Origin of the sequence: Pseudovibrio sp. Ad13, assembly GCF_001623225.1 — a bacterium.
GTDB lineage: Bacteria > Pseudomonadota > Alphaproteobacteria > Rhizobiales > Stappiaceae > Pseudovibrio.
The window spans coordinates 299,619-317,397 of record NZ_LMCC01000006.1; the positions used below are offsets into that span (position 1 = coordinate 299,619).

A 17,779-nucleotide genomic window follows, 5' to 3' on the forward strand; every position below is an offset into this window, starting at 1 on the left:
TTCGATTTAAGGATGAGAATACGCGCAAAAGTACAGATTCAGAGTTTAAGAGAAACCCTCGGATCGCGAACCATCCATTTTTGAACTTCATGATGCTCGCGGTCATAGTCATGATCCGCCCGCGCCTTGCTGGGCTCAATGTGGTTGGTGTTTGTGGGGGAGGCGAAGAAGTCAAAGCCGTAGATGTTGATATGCTTGTAACCGCCCAGCTCTTCCAGCAGGCCCAACAGACGGAATCCCGTGCTCGGCTTCTTCTCTGTACGCGCTTGATACCCTCTCAACTCTGCGGGTTTCATCAGGTAGACAACATCGTTATGTCTGGCGAGCCAATGGGGCAGAGAGAAACTACGTTCAGCCGGTGTCCAGATAACCCGCCGCGCCTGCTCGCCATACACAAAGCTTTTGGGAATATCGAGGCTTGTTGCCACCCATGAGAGCTTCTGCCCATGGCTTTTGGTGTGCGGAATTGTACCGCGGTTTAGCCGGATCACGATGTCATGGCCGTCAATTTCCGGCCCATACTCTTTGTTGCTGAGGGACTGCGCGTTGCCAACGACGGCGATGCGCTTGCCAGCAATATCGTTCTGCAACTCGTGTTTCGGCACGTACCCCTTAAACATCTTCATCCGCAGCATGCGCAGAATGTGTTTGCGCTTTGCCACCGAGTTGGCGCGCCTGCGCTGGCGGTAAACCTGTCTCAGGTTCTGCCGCGCTTCAGCCGAGGCGTCCCACGTGACATAAAATTGCTGGTCGTTGTTGGTGCTGCGCAAAACCTCAACATACGGGAAGTGCTGCGAGAGTTTCTCCTGCCACCACGGTGCTGAATGCACGGTGCAGTGCGCGTTGGAGCCGTCCGCCAACAAGGCTGTCGCGTAAAGTGTTGGGATATGGAAGATAACATTGTCTGATCTGGCCCGAATGTCCGCCAAAACATCGTCCAGTTCATCCTCCGGCACGTGCTCCAGCACATCTGTGTTCAGGACAAGATCGAAACGGCCCTCCGGCATATCGTTGTATTCTGAAATGCAAGGGTCGTAGCGGTGTGAGGTGCATTGCAGGTTCGCCGCAAGCTCTTCAATCAATGAGCTTTTTCCGCAGCCGTAATCCAGAATTCTTGCAGGCTTCACGTCTTGTGCCAGCGGCAGGATAACGTCCATCAGGTAGGATGAAGAGGTGCCGTACCCGGGGTTTGATTTGTGAAGCTGAGTGTAAAAATCTTTGTTTGCTACGGAGACTTCGGTCAACTGGAACCCCAACTGCTTTCTGGCGCACGCCTCGGGCAATCGAATCTTCCGGCTGTGCCCTTCAACGCTATGCTAGCCAGAAATTGGATCTCTGAAACCTATGGATTGTTCTGGGATGGCCAGCTGGCATTATGGCCTTTGGGCATTTCGCATTGATTTTTAAGGCGCTTCGAAGAAAAGAAGGGTTTGGAGCGGAGTTTGGTGACTTCGTCACTGAAGCCTTTGCGAAGACTCGTTATCCGTTAGGCCACGTACCTGGAGGACGAGACTATGATGGCTAACGTTGGAACTATTGATCGCATTCTTCGTTTTATTGTTGGTGTTGTGCTGATTGCACTGCCGTTGTCTACCAACATTTCTTTGTTTATGCAGCCACTTTTCTTTTATGGCGCAATCATTGTTGGCATTGTAATGCTGCTGGTTTCCGCCGTGCGGATTTGCCCGCTCTACTCCATTTTTGGAATTAAAACCTGCCGCGTTTAAGCATGTTTCCGGAGATCACAAACTGATTTCCGACAAAAAAATATAATAAGAAATGCTTAGGCGGCTGTGCAGGCGGTCGAACACGAAAATAAACAAGTGCACGTACCATCGACCGCCACTGCGCACGCGTTAACTTATTGAGGAAGTTATGACGAACTACCCCGTGAACATGGCTGTCGAGCCTGAAGTCAGGGCCTTTTTTGACCCCGGCACCAATACAATCAGCTATGTGGTGAAGGATCCTGCCTCATCTTCTGTTGCCATCGTCGATTCCGTAATGGATATCAACTATGCAGCGGGCCGCATCACCTATGACAATGCAGATGAGATCATCAAATACGTGCAGGACAATGGCCTGACGGTTGAATGGCTGATTGAGACCCATGTTCATGCCGACCACCTCTCAGCTGCTCCGTATATTCAGGAGAAGCTGGGCGGCAAGATCGGCATTGGTGAGAACATCACCGTGGTTCAGGACACATTTGGCAAGGTGTTCAACGAAGGAACTGAATTCCAGCGCGACGGAAGCCAGTTTGACAAGCTGTTCAAGGACGGGGACAGCTATCAGATCGGTACCATGACTGCGTTTGCCATTCACACGCCGGGTCATACTCCCGCTTGCATGGTTCACGTTGTGGGCAATGCGACGTTTGCGGGCGATACCCTGTTTATGCCGGATGGCGGTTCTGCTCGTGCGGACTTCCCGGGCGGGGATGCTGCAACGCTTTATGACAGCATTCAGAAGGTACTGTCGTTGCCTGACGAGATGCGCCTGTTCATGTGCCACGACTACGGCCCGAATGGCCGCGACATTGAGTGGGAGACCTCAGTGGGTGCGGAGAAAGAACACAACATCCACGTTGGTAAAGGCCACTCCCGCGAAGACTTCATCAAATTCCGTACTGAGCGTGATGCGCAGCTGGACGTACCAAAGCTGATCATTCCGTCTTTGCAGGTGAACATGCGTGCAGGTGCAGTGCCGACCGATGAAGACGGCGTTCCAATGCTCAAAGTGCCAGTCAACGCACTTTGATCTGATGATGTGAGGAGGGGAAACATCATGGATATCAAGAGTATCAGCTCATCACTTTCTGTCTGTCCGCAGATTACTGCGCAAGACGTTCAGAAGATCGCGGACCTGGGCTTCCGCAGTATTGTTTGCAACCGTCCGGACGGGGAAGGTGCAGACCAGCCAGTGTTTGACGAGATTGAAGCGGCTGCGAAAAAGCTGGGTCTGGAGACCCGCTATCTGCCGGTTATTTCCGGTAAGGTGTCTGACGAAGACGCCGAGGCCTTTGGCAAGGCAATGAACGAAATTCCGCGCCCAGTGCTGGCCTACTGCCGCACTGGCACGCGCTGCGCCACGCTGTGGTCTCTTAGTCAGGCTGAGACTTTGACCGTGGCCGATATTCTGGCAGCCACTAAGTCCGCTGGCTATGACATGGCAGGCGTCGTGCGCCGCATTGCCAATGGTGGCAAAACCCCAACAGACCGTGCAGATGCCTCGTTTGATGTGGTGATTGTTGGCGGCGGTGCTGCGGGTATCGCTGTCGCGGCGAGTTTGAAATCCCGAAAGAGCGATCTTGAGATCGCTGTCATTGATCCTGCTGATATTCATTACTATCAGCCGGGTTGGACAATGGTTGGCGGTGGCATCTTCAATGCCTCCCAGACCGCTAAAACCATGGGCTCTCTGATTCCGCGAGGCGTGCACTGGCTCAAATCCGCGGTGGCTGCGTTTGAACCGCAAGACAACGCGGTCATTCTGGATGGTTGCCGCGTCGTGAAATACGATCGCCTTGTGGTGTGCCCCGGTCTGAAGCTGGACTGGCACAAGGTGGACGGGCTGGTCTCCACGCTTGGCAAGCACGGCGTAACCTCCAACTATCGTTACGATCTGGCACCCTACACTTGGCAACTGGTGAGCAACATGAAAGAGGGCCGTGCGCTCTTCACCCAGCCGCCGATGCCAATTAAATGCGCCGGAGCACCGCAAAAAGCGCTTTACCTTTCCGGTGATTACTGGCGCAAGCAAGGCGTGCTGAAGAACATCGACATTCAGTTCCACAATGCGGGTGGCGTTCTGTTTGGCGTGAAGGAGTATGTGCCTGCGCTGGAGAAGTACATCGACCTGTACAACGCAGATCTCAACTTCTTCAACAATCTGGTCGCCATTGATGGCCCTGCGAAGAAGGCCTGGTTTGACGTGGCCAAGCCGGACACGCCGGTTGAGCGGGTGGAAGTTGACTTCGACATGATCCACGTGTGCCCACCGCAATCAGCACCGGACTTCATCCGCGTCTCGCCACTGGCGGATGCAGCTGGATGGGTAGATGTGGATCAGATAACGCTGCGCCACAAAACGCACAGCAACATCTGGTCGCTGGGTGATGTGATGAACGCACCCAATGCAAAAACAGCTGCTGCAGCTCGCATGCAAGCACCAATCGTTGCTGAGAACCTTGTTGCAGACATCGAAGGTCGCTCACAACCAGCGATGTACAACGGCTATGGCTCCTGCCCGCTCACCGTAGAGCGCGGCAAGATCGTATTGGCTGAGTTCGGGTATGGCGGAACCTTGCTGCCAAGCTTCCCCACATGGCTGCTGGATGGCACCAAGCCAACCCGCGCGGCGTGGATCCTGAAAGAGCAGATCCTGCCTCCGGTTTACTGGTGGGCAATGCTGCGCGGCAAGGAATGGATGATCAAGCCTGAGAAGGTTAGCGCAAGCTAAAATAAGCATTGCGGCCTTTGCTGAATTACTATCATGTGTCCGGGGGAGCTGCTTCCCCGGATTAATCTATGCACTTTGAAGGCAGACCCATGTTCTCCTCGGCCTTTCGGCGATATTTGCCCGTTTTAACTTGGGGCAGAAACTATAATAAAGACAGTTTTTCTAATGACATGATTGCAGCGGTGATTGTGACGATCATGCTGATCCCGCAGTCTCTTGCTTATGCTTTGCTTGCTGGCCTGCCGCCGGAAGCCGGGCTTTATGCGTCAATTCTTCCGATTATTTTGTACGCCATCTTCGGCACCAGCCGTGCGCTGGCCGTTGGCCCGGTTGCTGTTGTTTCGCTCATGACTGCAGCCGCGATTGGTCAGATCGCAGACAGCGGCACGGCGGGCTATGCCATTGCTGCGCTCACCCTTGCCATGCTTTCCGGCGGTATTTTGCTGCTGATGGGCGTGTTCAAGCTCGGTTTTCTCGCCAACTTCCTCTCCCACCCTGTGATTGCCGGTTTCATCACGGCCTCAGGTGTTTTGATCGCCAGCAGCCAGCTCAAACACATTCTGGGCGTGGATGCGAAAGGGCATACGCTGGTGGAGATTATCTTTTCCATCTGGGATCATCTGGGCGAAGCCAACCTGGCGACAATCCTGATTGGTGTTTCGGCCACCTTGTTCCTGTTCTGGGTGCGCAAGGGCATGAAACCGATGCTGCTGAACATGGGCCTGAAGCCACGCCTTGCAGATGTTTTGACCAAGGCTGGACCGGTCGCCGCCGTGGTGGCGACGACAGCTGTGGCGTGGATCTTCAGTTTGGATCAGGCCGGTGTTAAGATCGTCGGTGCTGTGCCACAAAGCCTGCCACCGCTCAGCATGCCAAGCTTCTCCAGTGAGTTGATCGGCGCGCTGTTTATACCCGCGCTGCTGATCTCCATTATTGGTTTTGTGGAGTCTGTTTCCGTGGCGCAAACGCTGGCAGCCAAAAAGCGTCAGCGTATCGATCCTGATCAGGAGCTGGTTGGTCTGGGTGCTGCCAATCTTGGGGCGGCCTTCACAGGTGGTTATCCTGTAACGGGTGGGTTTGCCCGTTCCGTGGTCAACTTTGATGCGGGTGCTGAAACGCCTGCTGCCGGCGCTTATACGGCGGTTGGTTTGGCAATTGCTGCTGTTTCCCTCACACCGCTCATCTTCTTCCTACCCAAGGCCACATTGGCTGCAACCATCATTGTGGCTGTGCTTTCCCTGGTGGATTTCAGCATTCTTAAGCACAGCTGGAGCTACTCCAAGTCTGATTTCTCAGCCGTGGCCGCCACTATTTTGCTGACCCTCGGCTTTGGTGTTGAAACCGGTGTTTCTGCAGGCGTGATCCTCTCCATTGGGCTTTACCTCTACAAGACTTCCCGGCCTCACATTGCAGAGGTTGGGCTGGTGCCGGGGACCGAGCACTTCCGCAATATCAACCGGCATGAAGTGCTGACAACGCCAGAGCTGCTGACCATCCGCATTGATGAGAGCCTCTACTTCGCCAACGCGCGTTTTCTGGAAGATTACATCTACGACCGCGCTGTGGATGATGAGTGCCTCAAGCATGTGGTGCTGCAATGCTCTGCGGTGAATGAGGTGGATCTGAGTGCTCTGGAATCTCTGGAAGCCATCAACCACCGGTTACAAGACGCAGGCATCACGCTGCACCTTTCAGAGGTGAAAGGCCCGGTAATGGACCGCCTGCAACGCTCGCACTTCCTTGATGAGCTGACGGGCAAAGTGTTCCTCTCTCAATATCAGGCCCAAGAGGAGCTCGCCTCCGTCTGCACCCGCCAAACCGCTCAGGCGCCTGCCTGATTCACCCCCCTTATCAGGCAGACCTAAGAGACCCCGTGGATCCCCTCCACGGGGTTTTTGTGTGATAAAGGGCTAGTTTCTCGAAGGATCACACCATGGCATCTGAAGCAGAACTACTCTCTAGCCTATGTTTTCACATCGCTCGTGTCCTGCATGACGGAATTACTGAGCGCTATTTAGAAAAAGAATACGATTCAATTAATGATCTCGGACGGGACTACAAGGAAGCTTGTTTTCTGCTCAATAGGCTAGGCATTGTGGATGGAAAATCGTTTCCCGAGTTCCATTTTGCTATTCCGCTTGATCAAGTTGAACGACATCTGTCTGGGGTAGGATTAAAAAATCTTGTTCAAGAAAAAGATGAGATTTTTCGGCTTTTTCTCTTTTGCCTAATGTACTTCCGAGTTGAACTCTCATCTGAATTAGATCCTTTTGAGGTATCAGACACGTTAACTCCAGCCATGGAGCATATGGTGTCCTGTGGTTACGCGGAGAAAATGAGAGGGAAGTATCGTTGGGCTCCAAAAATTGTGAGTTATATGATCGCTTCTGGCGAATGGAACGCAAATCAGTTTCAGTGGTTTACTCAATTTAATCCTGAAGCAGCCATAGGTTGTGATGAGGTTTGGGCACGGCTTTCCTTCCTTCATAAAAACTTCTTAGCTTTGAAAGTTGCTGCACTTGATGATGAAGAGTTATGGAAATATTTTCATAAACGGATGAACGCTCAAAAGGTTAGCTACTTTGAAGTTTCGAATGGAGATCGTGTTCTTCCCCCAAAGGATATGACTAACATCACCAAGGAATTACGTACGCGTTTGTTAGAAGTAAGGGCACGTCAACCGTTCTGGACGTGGATCTAGTGACAGTTCGAGATTTTGCCTGAATACCTTCCTCCGCGAGATTGCGCCTTAGGCGGAAAAAAGCCACTTAGAGCAACACCGCTTTTCAGATCATGTCGCTCTCTTTCGGCGGCGGTTGGATGACCAATGTCGGCCTCCAGCCTCACTTGACTGAAGCGAACAAGGCACTGGCGAAAACGTTGCTTACAGACCTTACTGTCTCTTAAGGTGTCGATCAGTTTTCTGCCAGCGCTTCGGTTTCCGGCAGGATGTTGTTCTCAGCAACCCACTGATCAAACTCGCGCATGGTGTTTGTCAGTTCCTTGCCAACCATCATGACATGATCAGAGTTCGTGAGCACGACAAGCTTACCGTTTTTCTTGTAGCGCTTTGCGGTGATACGGGCGATGCGTGGGGCAACGACACGGTCCTTTGCGCCGCTGAGGATGAGCACTGGGGTGGTGATGGCGTCAACATCCACCCAGGATGAACGTTGTGGATCAAGGAACCAGAAGCCCATGTCCATGTAGGCACGGCCGGATTCCAGCTTGAGTGAGTAGAAGAATTCGCGGGCCTTTTCTTCGGTTTGTTCATTCACCACTGACCAGCGGAACTCCTCCCAATGTGGATAGAGCGGTTTGCGCCAGAACCCCCATTGCAGGAAGTGCTTGTAGAAAGTGCGTGTCATGGATGGGTAAAACGGGAACATACCCCAGGCTGGTGCAGGTGAAAGCAGCAGCAGGCCTTTGCTTTCAACGCGTGCGGCCACAAGCTGAGCCAGCAAACCGCCCATTGAAACACCGCCGATGATAGGTGGTTCATCGAGTGTTTTCACGAAGTCCACCAGATCATTTACGTAGTCCAGTAACCGCACGGTGCCAAGCTTGAGTGCGCCTTCCCACACGGGCAAATCATGATATCGCAAAATTGGCGTGTGCACGGTGTAACTGCGGGCTTCCAGCTCTGCCCGCATCTCATCCCAATTGCTGGCATGACCCCATGTGCCATGAATGAGAACAATCTCTTTCTTCGCCATCTCCTCGCCCCTCCCAGTGCAAAGCTCTTGTCGAAAACCTAACCCACCCTGAACATCCACAGCAATACTTGGAGTGAAACTTCAATAGCCTCCCAATAATACGAAGGTGTGAGGGGAGATGTTGGAGGGCAACACTACGCCAACTGATGCATCGGGGCAGTCCGGGAGAACTGATGGGTGTCGGGCCGGGGTGTTGGAAGAGTAAGCTTACAGGCGACTGCTTGCACCAGCGACTGAAACGGGCCTCATGAACGATGAAATATGATGAGAAAACACAACTTCAGAAAGGTGCAGCGGGTTGGTTTTTGCTGGCGACACTCGGGGTTTCCTATGTGATTTCGGGCAGTTTTGCCGGGTGGAACTATGGATTTGCGGTGACGAACTGGTTCGGCATGGTCATCGCAGTGGCATTGATGGGGCTGATGTATTTCTGCCTTGTTCTGTGCCTTGCAGAGATGTCTGCCGCATTGCCGAGTGCCGCAGGGGGATACCGGATCTCACGGAAGGTGATGGGAGATACAGGCGGCTTTGCAACGGCGCTTGCGGTTTTGCTGGAGTATTCCATCGCGCCAGCCGCGATTGTGATCTTCATTGGACAGTATCTTGAAGCGCTTTGGGGTATCAATGGCCCTTTCGTCTACGCAGTGTTTTACGTGGTTTTTATCGGTGTGCACTTGGTTGGGGTGGGAGAAGCGCTGCGGTTTATGCTGGTGGTGACGGTGTTTGCCGTGCTGGCTATTGTCGTGACATTGCTGGCACTTGGCCCTCATTTCAGCCTGAGCAATCTTGCCGCATCCTTTTACAGCGCATCGACAGAACCGAACTTGTTCTCTTTTAATGCGGTGTCAGTCTGGGCTGCATTTCCGTTTGCCATGTGGTTGTTCTTGGCGGTTGAAGGTGTGCCGCTTGCAGCAGAAGAAGCGAAGGATCCAGCTGTTGATCTGCCGCGAGGCATCATCGGTGCCATGCTCTTTCTGCTGGTGAGTGCGGTTTTGATTGTGGTGTTTATTCCGGGGGCTGCATCATCTCGTGAGGTTGGCGATTACGGGGCGCCGCTGGTGGATGCCCTGAAGCATGTGTTTGGCGAAGAGTCAGTACTAGCGGATGTTGTTAATCTGGTGGGGCTGGCCGGACTGATCGCCTCGTTCTTCTCCATTATTTTCGGATACAGCAGGTTGGTGTTCGCCATGTCGCGGGAGGGGTATTTGCCCCGCTTCATGTCTGCCATAAGCTCTCGAAAAGTTCCGCATTGGGCATTGATCATTCCGGGAGTGATCGGGTTTCTCTGCTCGATAAGTGGAGAAGGCGAGCTGATGATCAACATTGCGGTGATTGGCGCGACGCTCTCCTATGCCCTGCAAAGCGTCAGCTACATTTTGCTGAAACGAGATTATGCAGGGTTGCACCGGCCTTATCGTGCTCCGGGTGGGAAAAAGACAGCCTATGTAACGCTTGTTCTTTCGCTTTTGGCGCTCACGTCGTGCTTTGCATACGATCTTGTGGCCGCACTAATTGCTTTGACGCTTATGGGGCTGGGTGTCGGCTACTATGTTTTGCTAGGCCAGAAGAGAGCCTGAATTGCTCAAGCTGAAGCTTTAGGATGGTTTTTCGCCGTATAGCTTGATGGCCTTCACCTTGCCTGAAAGCTCATTGACTGCTTTGTCCAGCATTGCATCTGTTGAAAGCCCAAGCTGCCTCGCCAGTTCGTCCAGTGCGACGGGCAGCTCGTCTTTGAGGAGCTGTTTCAGAACGACATCCTCATAGGTCATACGATCCAGAACAGTCAGCGCAGTGAGACCGCTGTTTCCTGCGTATTCTAAATAAGCTGCTTCTGAGACCGCGCCAGAAATACAGGCGGACAGAAGATCCTGATGCATATGCAGCCAGTCCGGTAAGTCCTCCGCCAGCATGTCTGAGATGACAAGTTTGCCGCCCGGCTTGAGCACGCGGTTGATCTCAGAAAACACAGCAGCTTTGTCGGTGGACAGGTTGATAACGCAGTTTGAGATGACCCAGTCCATGGACTGAACCGGGAATGGCAGATGCTCAATAACACCTTGATGGAGTTCAATGTTATGGAGGCCATGCTGCTCGCAATTGCGTTTAGCCAGCGCAATCATATCCTCACTGACATCAATGCCGATGACTTTACCCGATGGACCTGTCTTCTCGGCGGCAAGGATAAGATCCAGTCCCGCGCCGGAGCCAAGATCAAGCACTGTCTCCCCTTCTTTGATCTGCGAGAAAGCCAGCGGATTACCACAGCCAAAACTGGACCCGAGCAAGTGCTCGGGTATCTCTTGCGCATCATAATCAGGAGCCAGTGCTTGCTGGAAGGTGTTCTTGCCCTTCGCGTCCGCAAGCTTTCCGGAATAAAAGGCTGCGATGTTTGAGAGGTGCTCTGATTTCTTCACGTGGTCTGTCAACGACATCACCCTGCTGCTGCGCGTTATAGCTCTGTGTAATCCTAGTTTACGCTGTACAGCAGGGGCAAACTTCATGGTCTGACAGACAAAACAAAGCGTTAAGCAATGGCTGCTTTTCGGGCGTAGTGATCGGGAGTTCTCACAATATTACGAAACTCAATACCTAAAGATGAAGCTAGGTGTTTTGTGCGGGAGATGATCCGGGGACGCGCAGTGTTTGCGGGCTTGTTAGGCTGTTGTCAGCCACTTCCTTGCAAAGCAGCAGCGCGTGTCAGTCCGCGCAATCGGAGAGAGTTAGGCACTCCGATCGTAGCAAGGCCTGGTAAGGAGGTGGTATGTTGGATGAAAGTTGAACTCAAGTTCAGCATGACAAGAGCCCGGAATCGACTGACCATCTTCTTCCGAGCTCTTATTAAAGTCATCTAGCGACGGGAATGGGGGGCGAGAGCCTCCCGTTCCTATCTTCCTCAATATAGACCCCAAAGCTTAAAGCTTCAACCATGGGTCTTGGCAGGGCAAATCAGCCGGTTGTCTCATCTGGCAGCAAGACTGCCATGCGTTTGGTGAACTCTTCCCAGTTGCGGGTGAAGCCGATCAGAGAGTAGTTCAGCGCCAGCTTTTTGCGGTCATTGGTCTTGGTGACTACAATGGACATGGCCTTGCCGCGTTTGAGGAAGTTGACGATGGTCTTGTTGGCGTTAAACGCCGCCTCGCACCCGTCTGGCTGACAGGTGATCAGCTTGGCGTCGAACAAGGCATCATCATCAATGCCAATCTGGATACCGCTGGGGATGTGGATCCCGAGCGGCAGCTTGATAATAGCTGCATACACATCTGCTTCGAGTTTGCGAAACATGATGGAATTTACCAGCGCACCGTTCTCAAGCCGGATTTCAGCGTAGACCTGACACAGGTCACTGCTGCATTTGACTGACCAATCCTCTTCATTGGAAGGCTCAGTGGTGCTGTACGCATTTACACCCTGAAAGAAAAAGAGCATTGCCGCTGTCAGCAGGATCCAGATTGGTTTCATGATCTACATCCTTGTTAGAAGGAGAAGCCCAGGCCAGCACCAGCAGTGACGTTGTTGCTGAAGTCTGTGGCTACAGAAGCTGTAACAGCCATGTTCTCGGTTGGCAGGAACGCCACTTTCAGAGCAGATGCAGCTTTGCCTTTGAAGTGTCCAAAACCACCGGAAACGGAGATACCGTTTTTGCCACCCTGAAGGACCGGCGCATTGGCAATCGCCACCGCCATCGCCACACCGCTGCGCAGCTCGTCAACATCCTGTTCCAGTGAGACGATGCTGGAGGTGTTGGAAGAGATGTTTGCGGCGTTTGTGGAGATATTGGCGGTATTGGTCGCAATATTCTGCTTGTTGGTATCGATACGATGGGAGTTTGAACTGATGAACGCCCGATTAATGTGAATATTGCGTGCGTTCGAACCGATGAATGCGCGATTAGATTGGATACCGCGTGCGTTTGAACCAATGAAGGCACGATTAGTTTGGATGTTTCTCTTGTTACCTACGATGTCTCTAGCGTTGGCGTAGATCCGACTAGTGTTGTTAGATATGCGACGATTGGTGTGACCAATATCAGATTTGATACGTGAAATGTCGCTATCGTTACTGGTGATGCGTTTTGCTTGAGCATTCAGTGCGCTCTGATCTGCCTTATTATTGATCTTTGTTGCGAGCGTACCGCTTAAATCTGATTCATCAATATCACTTATGGTTGCAGTGATATCTGTTGCTCTACCAGATTGACCAGGATGGAACTCAGTTCTTTCAGCATCTGTTCCTGCATCTACGGTAATTGTTTTGTCATTCGTTGTCACAGTGCCATCAGAAACATCGATTTTTGCAGCTTGAGCGGTGCTCATGCCGGCAACGAGGGCCACGATTGCAGCAGAAAGCTTCAAAGCGTTCATCTTTTTATGTCCTTTCAGAGGGGCGAAGCTTGTATGTGCTTTGCCCGGTCTAAAGTTTTCAGCTGCAACGTCATGCACGTACACCTGAATTGAGGACGAGTTTATTAGTTCCGCAAAAACAATGGGTTGCAGATGGGGTGTGTTCTAATACGCTCGATTTTTAAGGAGCATATGGCCCCCAGTTTTTATCGGAGTGTTAAAAAGCACTGGTATAAGGCTGGAGACCTTCCCTAAGGAAATTAGGAGTAACCCTAGGGTGAAAATATTCAAAAAATTTCAGGCAAGACTTGCAATGGTTAATATTTGTAAACTCTCGCAAAATTGCGGGAATTGAGGTGACTCTGAGGCATTTTTCAGAAATTTTCCTCATGAGTATATTTCATATAATTTTAATTGATAAAATTATGGAATAAATGTGGACAAGAAAAAACCCCGTGGTTTCAAACCGCGGGGTTCTTTTGTCTGAGCATGTGATGGGTCTTAGAACTCGCCGCGCGCACTTGCAAACACGCATTGAGTTCTAAAGTCTTTGCTTGAGTGAATTTGCGAGATTTGACCGTAACCAATCAAGCAAGCTTCACTCTTAATGACCCTCTTTCAGCAGGCTCAGATCAGGTAGCTTGTGTGCGATGCCTTTGTGGCAGTCGATACAGGTCTTCTCACCAGTCACGAGGAATTTCTCATGCTGCTCAGAAGCTCTCAGGCTCTGGCGTGTAAAGTCCATGGATTCTTCACTGTGACAGTTACGGCATTCAAGAGAGTCGTTGGCTTTAAAGCGAGCCCATTCGTGGCTTGCCAGCTCAAGACGCTTGTCCTCGAATTTCTCCGGTGTGCTGATTGTGCCGAAGATCTTGCCATAAACTTCCTTGGATGCCTGAATCTTACGGGCAACCTTGGAGGTCCAGTTGTGAGGTACGTGACAATCAGGGCAAGTCGCACGCACACCAGACCGGTTGGTATAGTGAATGGTGGTCTTGAGTTCCTGATAGACAGTGTTTTCCATTTCGTGACACCCAATACAGAATTCTTCTGTGTTGGTGACTTCCAGGGCGGTGTTGAAACCACCCCAGAAGATGATGCCAGCGACGAACCCGCCAAGTGTCAAAAAGCCGAGGCTGTAATGGACACTAGGTTTGCGGATAACCTGCCAGAACCGTTTGATAGCTGAAAACATACGGTGTGCTCCTACTTGCCGGCCGTACCTTCGAGCACGTCATCAACGTCAACGAAGGTGTTCTCAACCAGTGGCTTGGCTTCAGTCTGAGGCACATGACACTGGGTGCAGAAGAAACGGCGAGGGGAAACAGACGCCAGGAACTGATTATCACGGTTCATAAAGTGCGTGATGGAGATCATTGGTGCCTGAGACTTTTCAATTGCCGTACGGCTGTGACAAGTCATACATTTGTTCAGGCGCTTGTCGATCTGGTAGCCGTCGATCTTGTGAGGGATCAATGGTGGCTGCTCAGGGTAGTTACGCACCTGACGTTCGTCAGAGTTCACCACTTTCGGGATCCGCGGTGCGGCATCCTGAGTCAGGATGTCCGCGTTGCGCATTTCGGAGATGGTGTCAGCAGCAAATGAGCTTGCTCCACCAAAGACAGACACAGCGATAAAGCTGGCTACAAGGAGTTTCAGAAGTTTCATGGCGTACCTCACACGGCTACGATCTTGACCGCGCACTTCTTATAGTCGGTCTGTTTTGAAAGAGGATCTGTTGCATCCAGTGTCACCTTGTTGATGAGCTGGCTTGCATCAAAGAACGGTACGAACACGAGGCCTTTTGGCGGCTTGTTACGGCCACGGGTCTCGATGCGTGTTGTGATTTCACCGCGACGGGAAACAACGCGCACTTCAGAACCACGACGCAGACCCTTCGCTTTTGCATCATCAGGATGCATGTAGCACAGAGCATCTGGAACAGCTTTGTACAGCTCAGGAACGCGCTGGGTCATAGTGCCAGTGTGCCAGTGCTCAATCACACGGCCTGTACAGAGCCAGAAATCATACTCTTCATCCGGGCTTTCTGCTGGCGGCTCGTAAGGAAGCGCGAAGATGCGTGCCTTACCGTCTTTATGACCGTAAAACTCGTAGCCCTTGCCTTCGCCAACGTATGGGTCAGACCCTTCGCGGAAGCGCCACTGGGTTTCTTTGCCATTCACAACAGGCCAGCGCAGGCCGCGTTCTTCGTGGTAACGCTCGAACGGTGCCAGATCGTGCCCATGGTCACGGCCAAAGGCAGCGTATTCTTCGAACAGACCTTTTTGAATGTAGAAGCCGAAGTCGTTTGCTTCGTCGTTCTTATATTCATCGCTGGTTTCAGAAAGCGGGAACTTGTCGACGTTGCCGTTTGCGAAGAGGATGTCAAACAGAGTTTTGCCGCGTACTTCTGGTTGTTTTGCAATCAGTTCTTCAGGCCATACGTCTTCAACTTTGAAGCGCTTGGAGAACTCAACGGTCTGCCAAAGGTCAGACTTTGCCTCGCCCGGAGCAGAAACCAGCTGGTGCCAGAACTGAGTACGGCGTTCAGCATTGCCGTAAGCGCCTTCTTTTTCTACCCACATTGCGGTTGGCAGAATGAGGTCAGCAGCCATTGCGGATACTGTTGGGTACGGATCGGAAACAACCACGAAGTTCTCTGGATTTCTCCAGCCTGGGTAGATCTCTTCAACAACGTTAGGACCAGCCTGCATGTTGTTGGTGACCTGGGTCCAGTAGAAGTTCAGCTTGCCGTCTTTGAGCATACGGGACTGCTGAACTGCGTGATAACCTGGCTTTGCCGGAATAGTACCGTCTGGGAGCTTCCAGATTTTCTCAGCGTACTTACGATGAGCTGGGTTTTTCACAACCATGTCTGCTGGCAGACGGTGGGAGAACGTACCAACTTCACGAGCTGTACCACAAGCGGATGGCTGACCGGTCAGTGAGAACGGACCACACCCTGGCTTGGAGATTTTGCCGGTGAGAAGGTGGATGTTGTAGAACATCTGGTTGACCCAAACGCCGCGGGTATGCTGGTTTGCACCCATGGTCCAGAGGGACATAACCTTTTTGTCTGGATCAGCGTAAAGCTTTGCCAGTTCCAGCAGACGGTTTGCAGGAACACCAGACATCTTCTCAGCGTATTCGAGCGTGTATGGCTTAACGAATTCTGCATACTCTTCGAAGCTGATTTCCTTAGAACCACCAGCTTTGTCAGCGTTTTTAGCCGCTTGCTGTAGTGGGTGCTCAGGGCGCAGGCCGTAACCGATGTCCTGATTGCCAAGGCGGAAGTTGGTGTGCTTGCTAACGAAGTCCATGTCCACGGCTTCGTTCTCGATGATGTAGTTTGCGATGAAGTTCGCAATCACGAGATCGGTCTGCGGGGTGAAGACCATTGGGATGTCAGCAAGGTCAAAGCTGCGGTGCTGGTATGTAGAAAGAACAGCAACTTTTACATCTGGGTTAGACAGACGGCGATCAGCAAGACGGGTCCAAAGAACCGGGTGCATCTCAGCCATGTTGGAACCCCAGAGCACGAATGCGTCTGCGTTCTCAAAATCGTCATAACAACCCATTGGCTCATCAATGCCGAAGGTCCGCATGAATGCGCCTACAGCAGAAGCCATGCAGTGACGTGCGTTCGGGTCAATGGTGTTGGAGCGGAAGCCAGCTTTCCAAAGCTTAGAAGCTGCGTAGCCTTCCCAAACAGTCCACTGGCCTGAGCCGAACATGCCAACCGCGTAAGGGCCGTTCTTCTTCATGGCTTCTTTTGCTTTCACAGCCATGATGTCGAAAGCTTCGTCCCAGGATACTGGCTCGAATTCGCCTTCTTTGTCGTACTTGCCGTCGGTTTTACGCAGCAGTGGCTGCTCAAGACGGTCCTTGCCGTACATGATCTTGGAAAGGAAGTAACCTTTCACACAGTTCAGGCCCTTGTTAACCGGGCTCTGAGCATCACCATGTGTTGCAACAACGCGGTCATTCTTGGTCGCAACCATGATGGAACAACCGGTACCGCAGAAGCGGCAAGCAGCTTTGGACCATTTCAGGTCTGTTTTGCTTGCATCCGTTACAATGTTTGCTGCTTGCGCCGGAAGGCTTGCCCCGGCTGCGGCAGTTGCCGCTGCAACAGCCTGCGCCTTAATGACAGCGCGTCTTGTTAGTTTAATCATGAGCAAGTCCCCTCGGGTTGCATGTCACCCTGATCAGAAATCACAATTGAATTGAGGTCGGTGGTGTCGGTTTGGTGGAAGATGAGCGAAGCGGTAACCACGCCATCTAACTGCTGCATGTCACTCAAAGCGTTCGCGAGGTCGCGTTCGCTCGGTGTTTCCAGCGTCACAATTATCTTTGTAGAGTCAGATACTTCTGTAATTTCAGCAGAAGGTATCTGTTCAATCGCAGCGCATATCTGCTCTCGCTTGGCAGGCTCGGCCTGGAGCAGCACACTTGAAATGTGCCAGACACCGGCTTCTTCTTCGCGCTCTACGGTTGTTGCATTACGCATTTGCTAAACTTTCTCGGCTCTGGTCGTTCATGGCGATCGCATCTACGGGGCAGGAAATGAGACAAGCTCCGCAGCCATTGCATTGGTCTGCATCCAGTTGAATCTTTCCTGTAGGTGCGACACGCATATCGAACCGGAGGGCTCTTGGATCGCAGCTATCGGTGCAGGTCTGGCAGGAAACGCCCTTTTCAAGCAGACATGCCCCTTGCTGAATTTCTGCTGTGAGCCTCCAGGGTGCCGCAGTCAGATCAAACAGATCTTCCTCTGGGCACGCTTTTGCGCACTCTTCGCAGAACGTGCATTCTCCAACGCCGGTTTTGAGGTAAGGCCGATTATCCGCGCTGAACAAAATAGCTTCCGGACAGGCTTTGACGCATTCAAAGCAGCCGGTGCATTTGTCTTCAATCCGCTGTTCCGTTGTCCAAGGCGGACGAACCGGAGACACCACCTCTGGGGTAGCGCTTAAGCGGGTAAAGAATGCTCTGCGGGATAAGTTAGCCACGACTACCTCTTAAAAGGACGGTGGGCCAAACAGGATCTGCGACATCCAGATAAGGAAGCCGTATCCGCCAACAGCTGCAGTCATCAGAACTGGCGCAAGAACAACGGCCAGAAACAGGAATGCTACTCTCTCGCGGCCTTTGCTCACTGCTGGAGTGGTGGTCTGGGTATTTTGGCTTAAGCCAGCCATGTGCGTACTCCGTACTAACAGCCGCCTCTTGCAGCTATTTGATTGGAGCAGACACCGTAAC

Annotated in this window: 17 protein-coding genes; 6 read left to right on the top strand and 11 right to left on the bottom strand. The window is 52.2% G+C overall.

The features are described 5' to 3' along the window. Positions 1-38: 38 nt before the first annotated feature. Positions 39-1,244 (bottom strand): glycosyltransferase family 29 protein, encoded by a 1,206-nt coding sequence (locus PsAD13_RS10710; protein WP_208986527.1) that lies wholly within the window; start codon positions 1,242-1,244, stop codon positions 39-41. Between the two features lie 270 nt (positions 1,245-1,514). Here PsAD13_RS10710 and PsAD13_RS10715 point away from each other — a divergent pair, with 270 nt between their 5' ends. From PsAD13_RS10715 to PsAD13_RS10735, 5 genes are all read left to right on the top strand, one after another. Continuing rightward, the gene (locus tag PsAD13_RS10715; RefSeq protein WP_063318134.1) at positions 1,515-1,727 is read left to right on the top strand and encodes a DUF2892 domain-containing protein; all 213 of its coding nucleotides are present in this window, start codon (positions 1,515-1,517) and stop codon (positions 1,725-1,727) included. Positions 1,728-1,875: 148 nt separating this feature from the next. Next, positions 1,876-2,760, top strand: coding sequence for an MBL fold metallo-hydrolase (locus tag PsAD13_RS10720; RefSeq protein ID WP_063295905.1), 885 nt, complete (start codon positions 1,876-1,878; stop codon positions 2,758-2,760). A 27-nt stretch (positions 2,761-2,787) separates the two neighbouring features. After that, positions 2,788-4,461 (top strand): bifunctional protein tyrosine phosphatase family protein/NAD(P)/FAD-dependent oxidoreductase, encoded by a 1,674-nt coding sequence (locus PsAD13_RS10725; RefSeq protein WP_063318135.1) that lies wholly within the window; start codon positions 2,788-2,790, stop codon positions 4,459-4,461. A gap of 89 nt (positions 4,462-4,550) precedes the next feature. After that, on the top strand, positions 4,551-6,299 hold the full coding sequence (gene sulP, locus PsAD13_RS10730; protein WP_063318136.1) for a sulfate permease: 1,749 nt from the start codon (positions 4,551-4,553) through the stop codon (positions 6,297-6,299). 95 nt (positions 6,300-6,394) lie between these two features. Then, positions 6,395-7,162, top strand: coding sequence for a hypothetical protein (locus tag PsAD13_RS10735; RefSeq protein WP_063318137.1), 768 nt, complete (start codon positions 6,395-6,397; stop codon positions 7,160-7,162). 214 nt (positions 7,163-7,376) lie between these two features. On the opposite strand, the gene PsAD13_RS10740 is transcribed toward PsAD13_RS10735, so the two are convergent. Beyond that, the gene (locus PsAD13_RS10740) at positions 7,377-8,177 is read right to left on the bottom strand and encodes an alpha/beta hydrolase (RefSeq protein WP_063318138.1); all 801 of its coding nucleotides are present in this window, start codon (positions 8,175-8,177) and stop codon (positions 7,377-7,379) included. A 254-nt stretch (positions 8,178-8,431) separates the two neighbouring features. Between PsAD13_RS10740 and eat the strand changes: the two genes are divergently transcribed. Then, complete coding sequence (gene eat / locus PsAD13_RS10745) at positions 8,432-9,754, top strand: ethanolamine permease (protein WP_063318139.1); 1,323 nt, start codon at positions 8,432-8,434, stop codon at positions 9,752-9,754. An 18-nt stretch (positions 9,755-9,772) separates the two neighbouring features. On the opposite strand, the gene PsAD13_RS10750 is transcribed toward eat, so the two are convergent. The 9 genes from PsAD13_RS10750 to napE all read right to left on the bottom strand — a co-directional run bounded on the left by PsAD13_RS10750 (position 9,773) and on the right by napE (position 17,718). Then, positions 9,773-10,609 (bottom strand): methyltransferase domain-containing protein, encoded by an 837-nt coding sequence (locus PsAD13_RS10750; RefSeq protein WP_208986528.1) that lies wholly within the window; start codon positions 10,607-10,609, stop codon positions 9,773-9,775. Positions 10,610-11,123: 514 nt separating this feature from the next. Next, entirely contained in the window at positions 11,124-11,636 is a 513-nt protein-coding gene (locus PsAD13_RS10755) for an invasion associated locus B family protein (protein ID WP_082596641.1), read from the bottom strand. 14 nt (positions 11,637-11,650) lie between these two features. Continuing rightward, positions 11,651-12,538 (bottom strand): YadA C-terminal domain-containing protein, encoded by an 888-nt coding sequence (locus PsAD13_RS10760; protein WP_063287989.1) that lies wholly within the window; start codon positions 12,536-12,538, stop codon positions 11,651-11,653. Positions 12,539-13,121: 583 nt separating this feature from the next. Next, positions 13,122-13,712 carry a cytochrome c3 family protein gene (locus PsAD13_RS10765; protein WP_063292970.1) on the bottom strand — a complete coding sequence of 197 codons (591 nt, stop codon included), beginning with the start codon at positions 13,710-13,712 and terminating at the stop codon, positions 13,122-13,124. Between the two features lie 11 nt (positions 13,713-13,723). Then, complete coding sequence (locus PsAD13_RS10770) at positions 13,724-14,185, bottom strand: nitrate reductase cytochrome c-type subunit (RefSeq protein ID WP_057462109.1); 462 nt, start codon at positions 14,183-14,185, stop codon at positions 13,724-13,726. Positions 14,186-14,193: 8 nt separating this feature from the next. Beyond that, complete coding sequence (napA, locus tag PsAD13_RS10775) at positions 14,194-16,698, bottom strand: nitrate reductase catalytic subunit NapA (protein WP_208986529.1); 2,505 nt, start codon at positions 16,696-16,698, stop codon at positions 14,194-14,196. Then, complete coding sequence (locus PsAD13_RS10780) at positions 16,689-17,027, bottom strand: chaperone NapD (protein ID WP_063287882.1); 339 nt, start codon at positions 17,025-17,027, stop codon at positions 16,689-16,691. Before PsAD13_RS10780 ends, napA begins: the two co-directional genes overlap by 10 nt. Continuing rightward, on the bottom strand, positions 17,020-17,529 hold the full coding sequence (napF, locus tag PsAD13_RS10785; RefSeq protein ID WP_063287883.1) for a ferredoxin-type protein NapF: 510 nt from the start codon (positions 17,527-17,529) through the stop codon (positions 17,020-17,022). Before napF ends, PsAD13_RS10780 begins: the two co-directional genes overlap by 8 nt. Before the next feature lie 9 nt (positions 17,530-17,538). Beyond that, positions 17,539-17,718, bottom strand: a complete 180-nt coding sequence (gene napE / locus PsAD13_RS10790; protein WP_057462105.1) for a periplasmic nitrate reductase, NapE protein — start codon at positions 17,716-17,718, stop codon at positions 17,539-17,541. Positions 17,719-17,779 lie beyond the last annotated feature (61 nt).

What these genes read in the sequence shown, in the direction of transcription:
- eat (WP_063318139.1), top strand. Translation starts at nt 8,432, where the DNA reads ATGAAATATGATGAGAAAACACAACTTCAGAAAGGTGCAGCGGGTTGG.
- PsAD13_RS10735 (WP_063318137.1), top strand. Translation starts at nt 6,395, where the DNA reads ATGGCATCTGAAGCAGAACTACTCTCTAGCCTATGTTTTCACATCGCT.
- PsAD13_RS10765 (WP_063292970.1), bottom strand. Translation starts at nt 13,712, where the DNA reads ATGTTTTCAGCTATCAAACGGTTCTGGCAGGTTATCCGCAAACCTAGT.
- PsAD13_RS10760 (WP_063287989.1), bottom strand. Translation starts at nt 12,538, where the DNA reads ATGAACGCTTTGAAGCTTTCTGCTGCAATCGTGGCCCTCGTTGCCGGC.
- PsAD13_RS10750 (WP_208986528.1), bottom strand. Translation starts at nt 10,609, where the DNA reads ATGTCGTTGACAGACCACGTGAAGAAATCAGAGCACCTCTCAAACATC.
- PsAD13_RS10725 (WP_063318135.1), top strand. Translation starts at nt 2,788, where the DNA reads ATGGATATCAAGAGTATCAGCTCATCACTTTCTGTCTGTCCGCAGATT.
- PsAD13_RS10755 (WP_082596641.1), bottom strand. Translation starts at nt 11,636, where the DNA reads ATGAAACCAATCTGGATCCTGCTGACAGCGGCAATGCTCTTTTTCTTT.
- napE (WP_057462105.1), bottom strand. Translation starts at nt 17,718, where the DNA reads ATGGCTGGCTTAAGCCAAAATACCCAGACCACCACTCCAGCAGTGAGC.
- PsAD13_RS10740 (WP_063318138.1), bottom strand. Translation starts at nt 8,177, where the DNA reads ATGGCGAAGAAAGAGATTGTTCTCATTCATGGCACATGGGGTCATGCC.
- sulP (WP_063318136.1), top strand. Translation starts at nt 4,551, where the DNA reads ATGTTCTCCTCGGCCTTTCGGCGATATTTGCCCGTTTTAACTTGGGGC.
- PsAD13_RS10715 (WP_063318134.1), top strand. Translation starts at nt 1,515, where the DNA reads ATGATGGCTAACGTTGGAACTATTGATCGCATTCTTCGTTTTATTGTT.
- PsAD13_RS10720 (WP_063295905.1), top strand. Translation starts at nt 1,876, where the DNA reads ATGACGAACTACCCCGTGAACATGGCTGTCGAGCCTGAAGTCAGGGCC.
- PsAD13_RS10780 (WP_063287882.1), bottom strand. Translation starts at nt 17,027, where the DNA reads ATGCGTAATGCAACAACCGTAGAGCGCGAAGAAGAAGCCGGTGTCTGG.
- PsAD13_RS10770 (WP_057462109.1), bottom strand. Translation starts at nt 14,185, where the DNA reads ATGAAACTTCTGAAACTCCTTGTAGCCAGCTTTATCGCTGTGTCTGTC.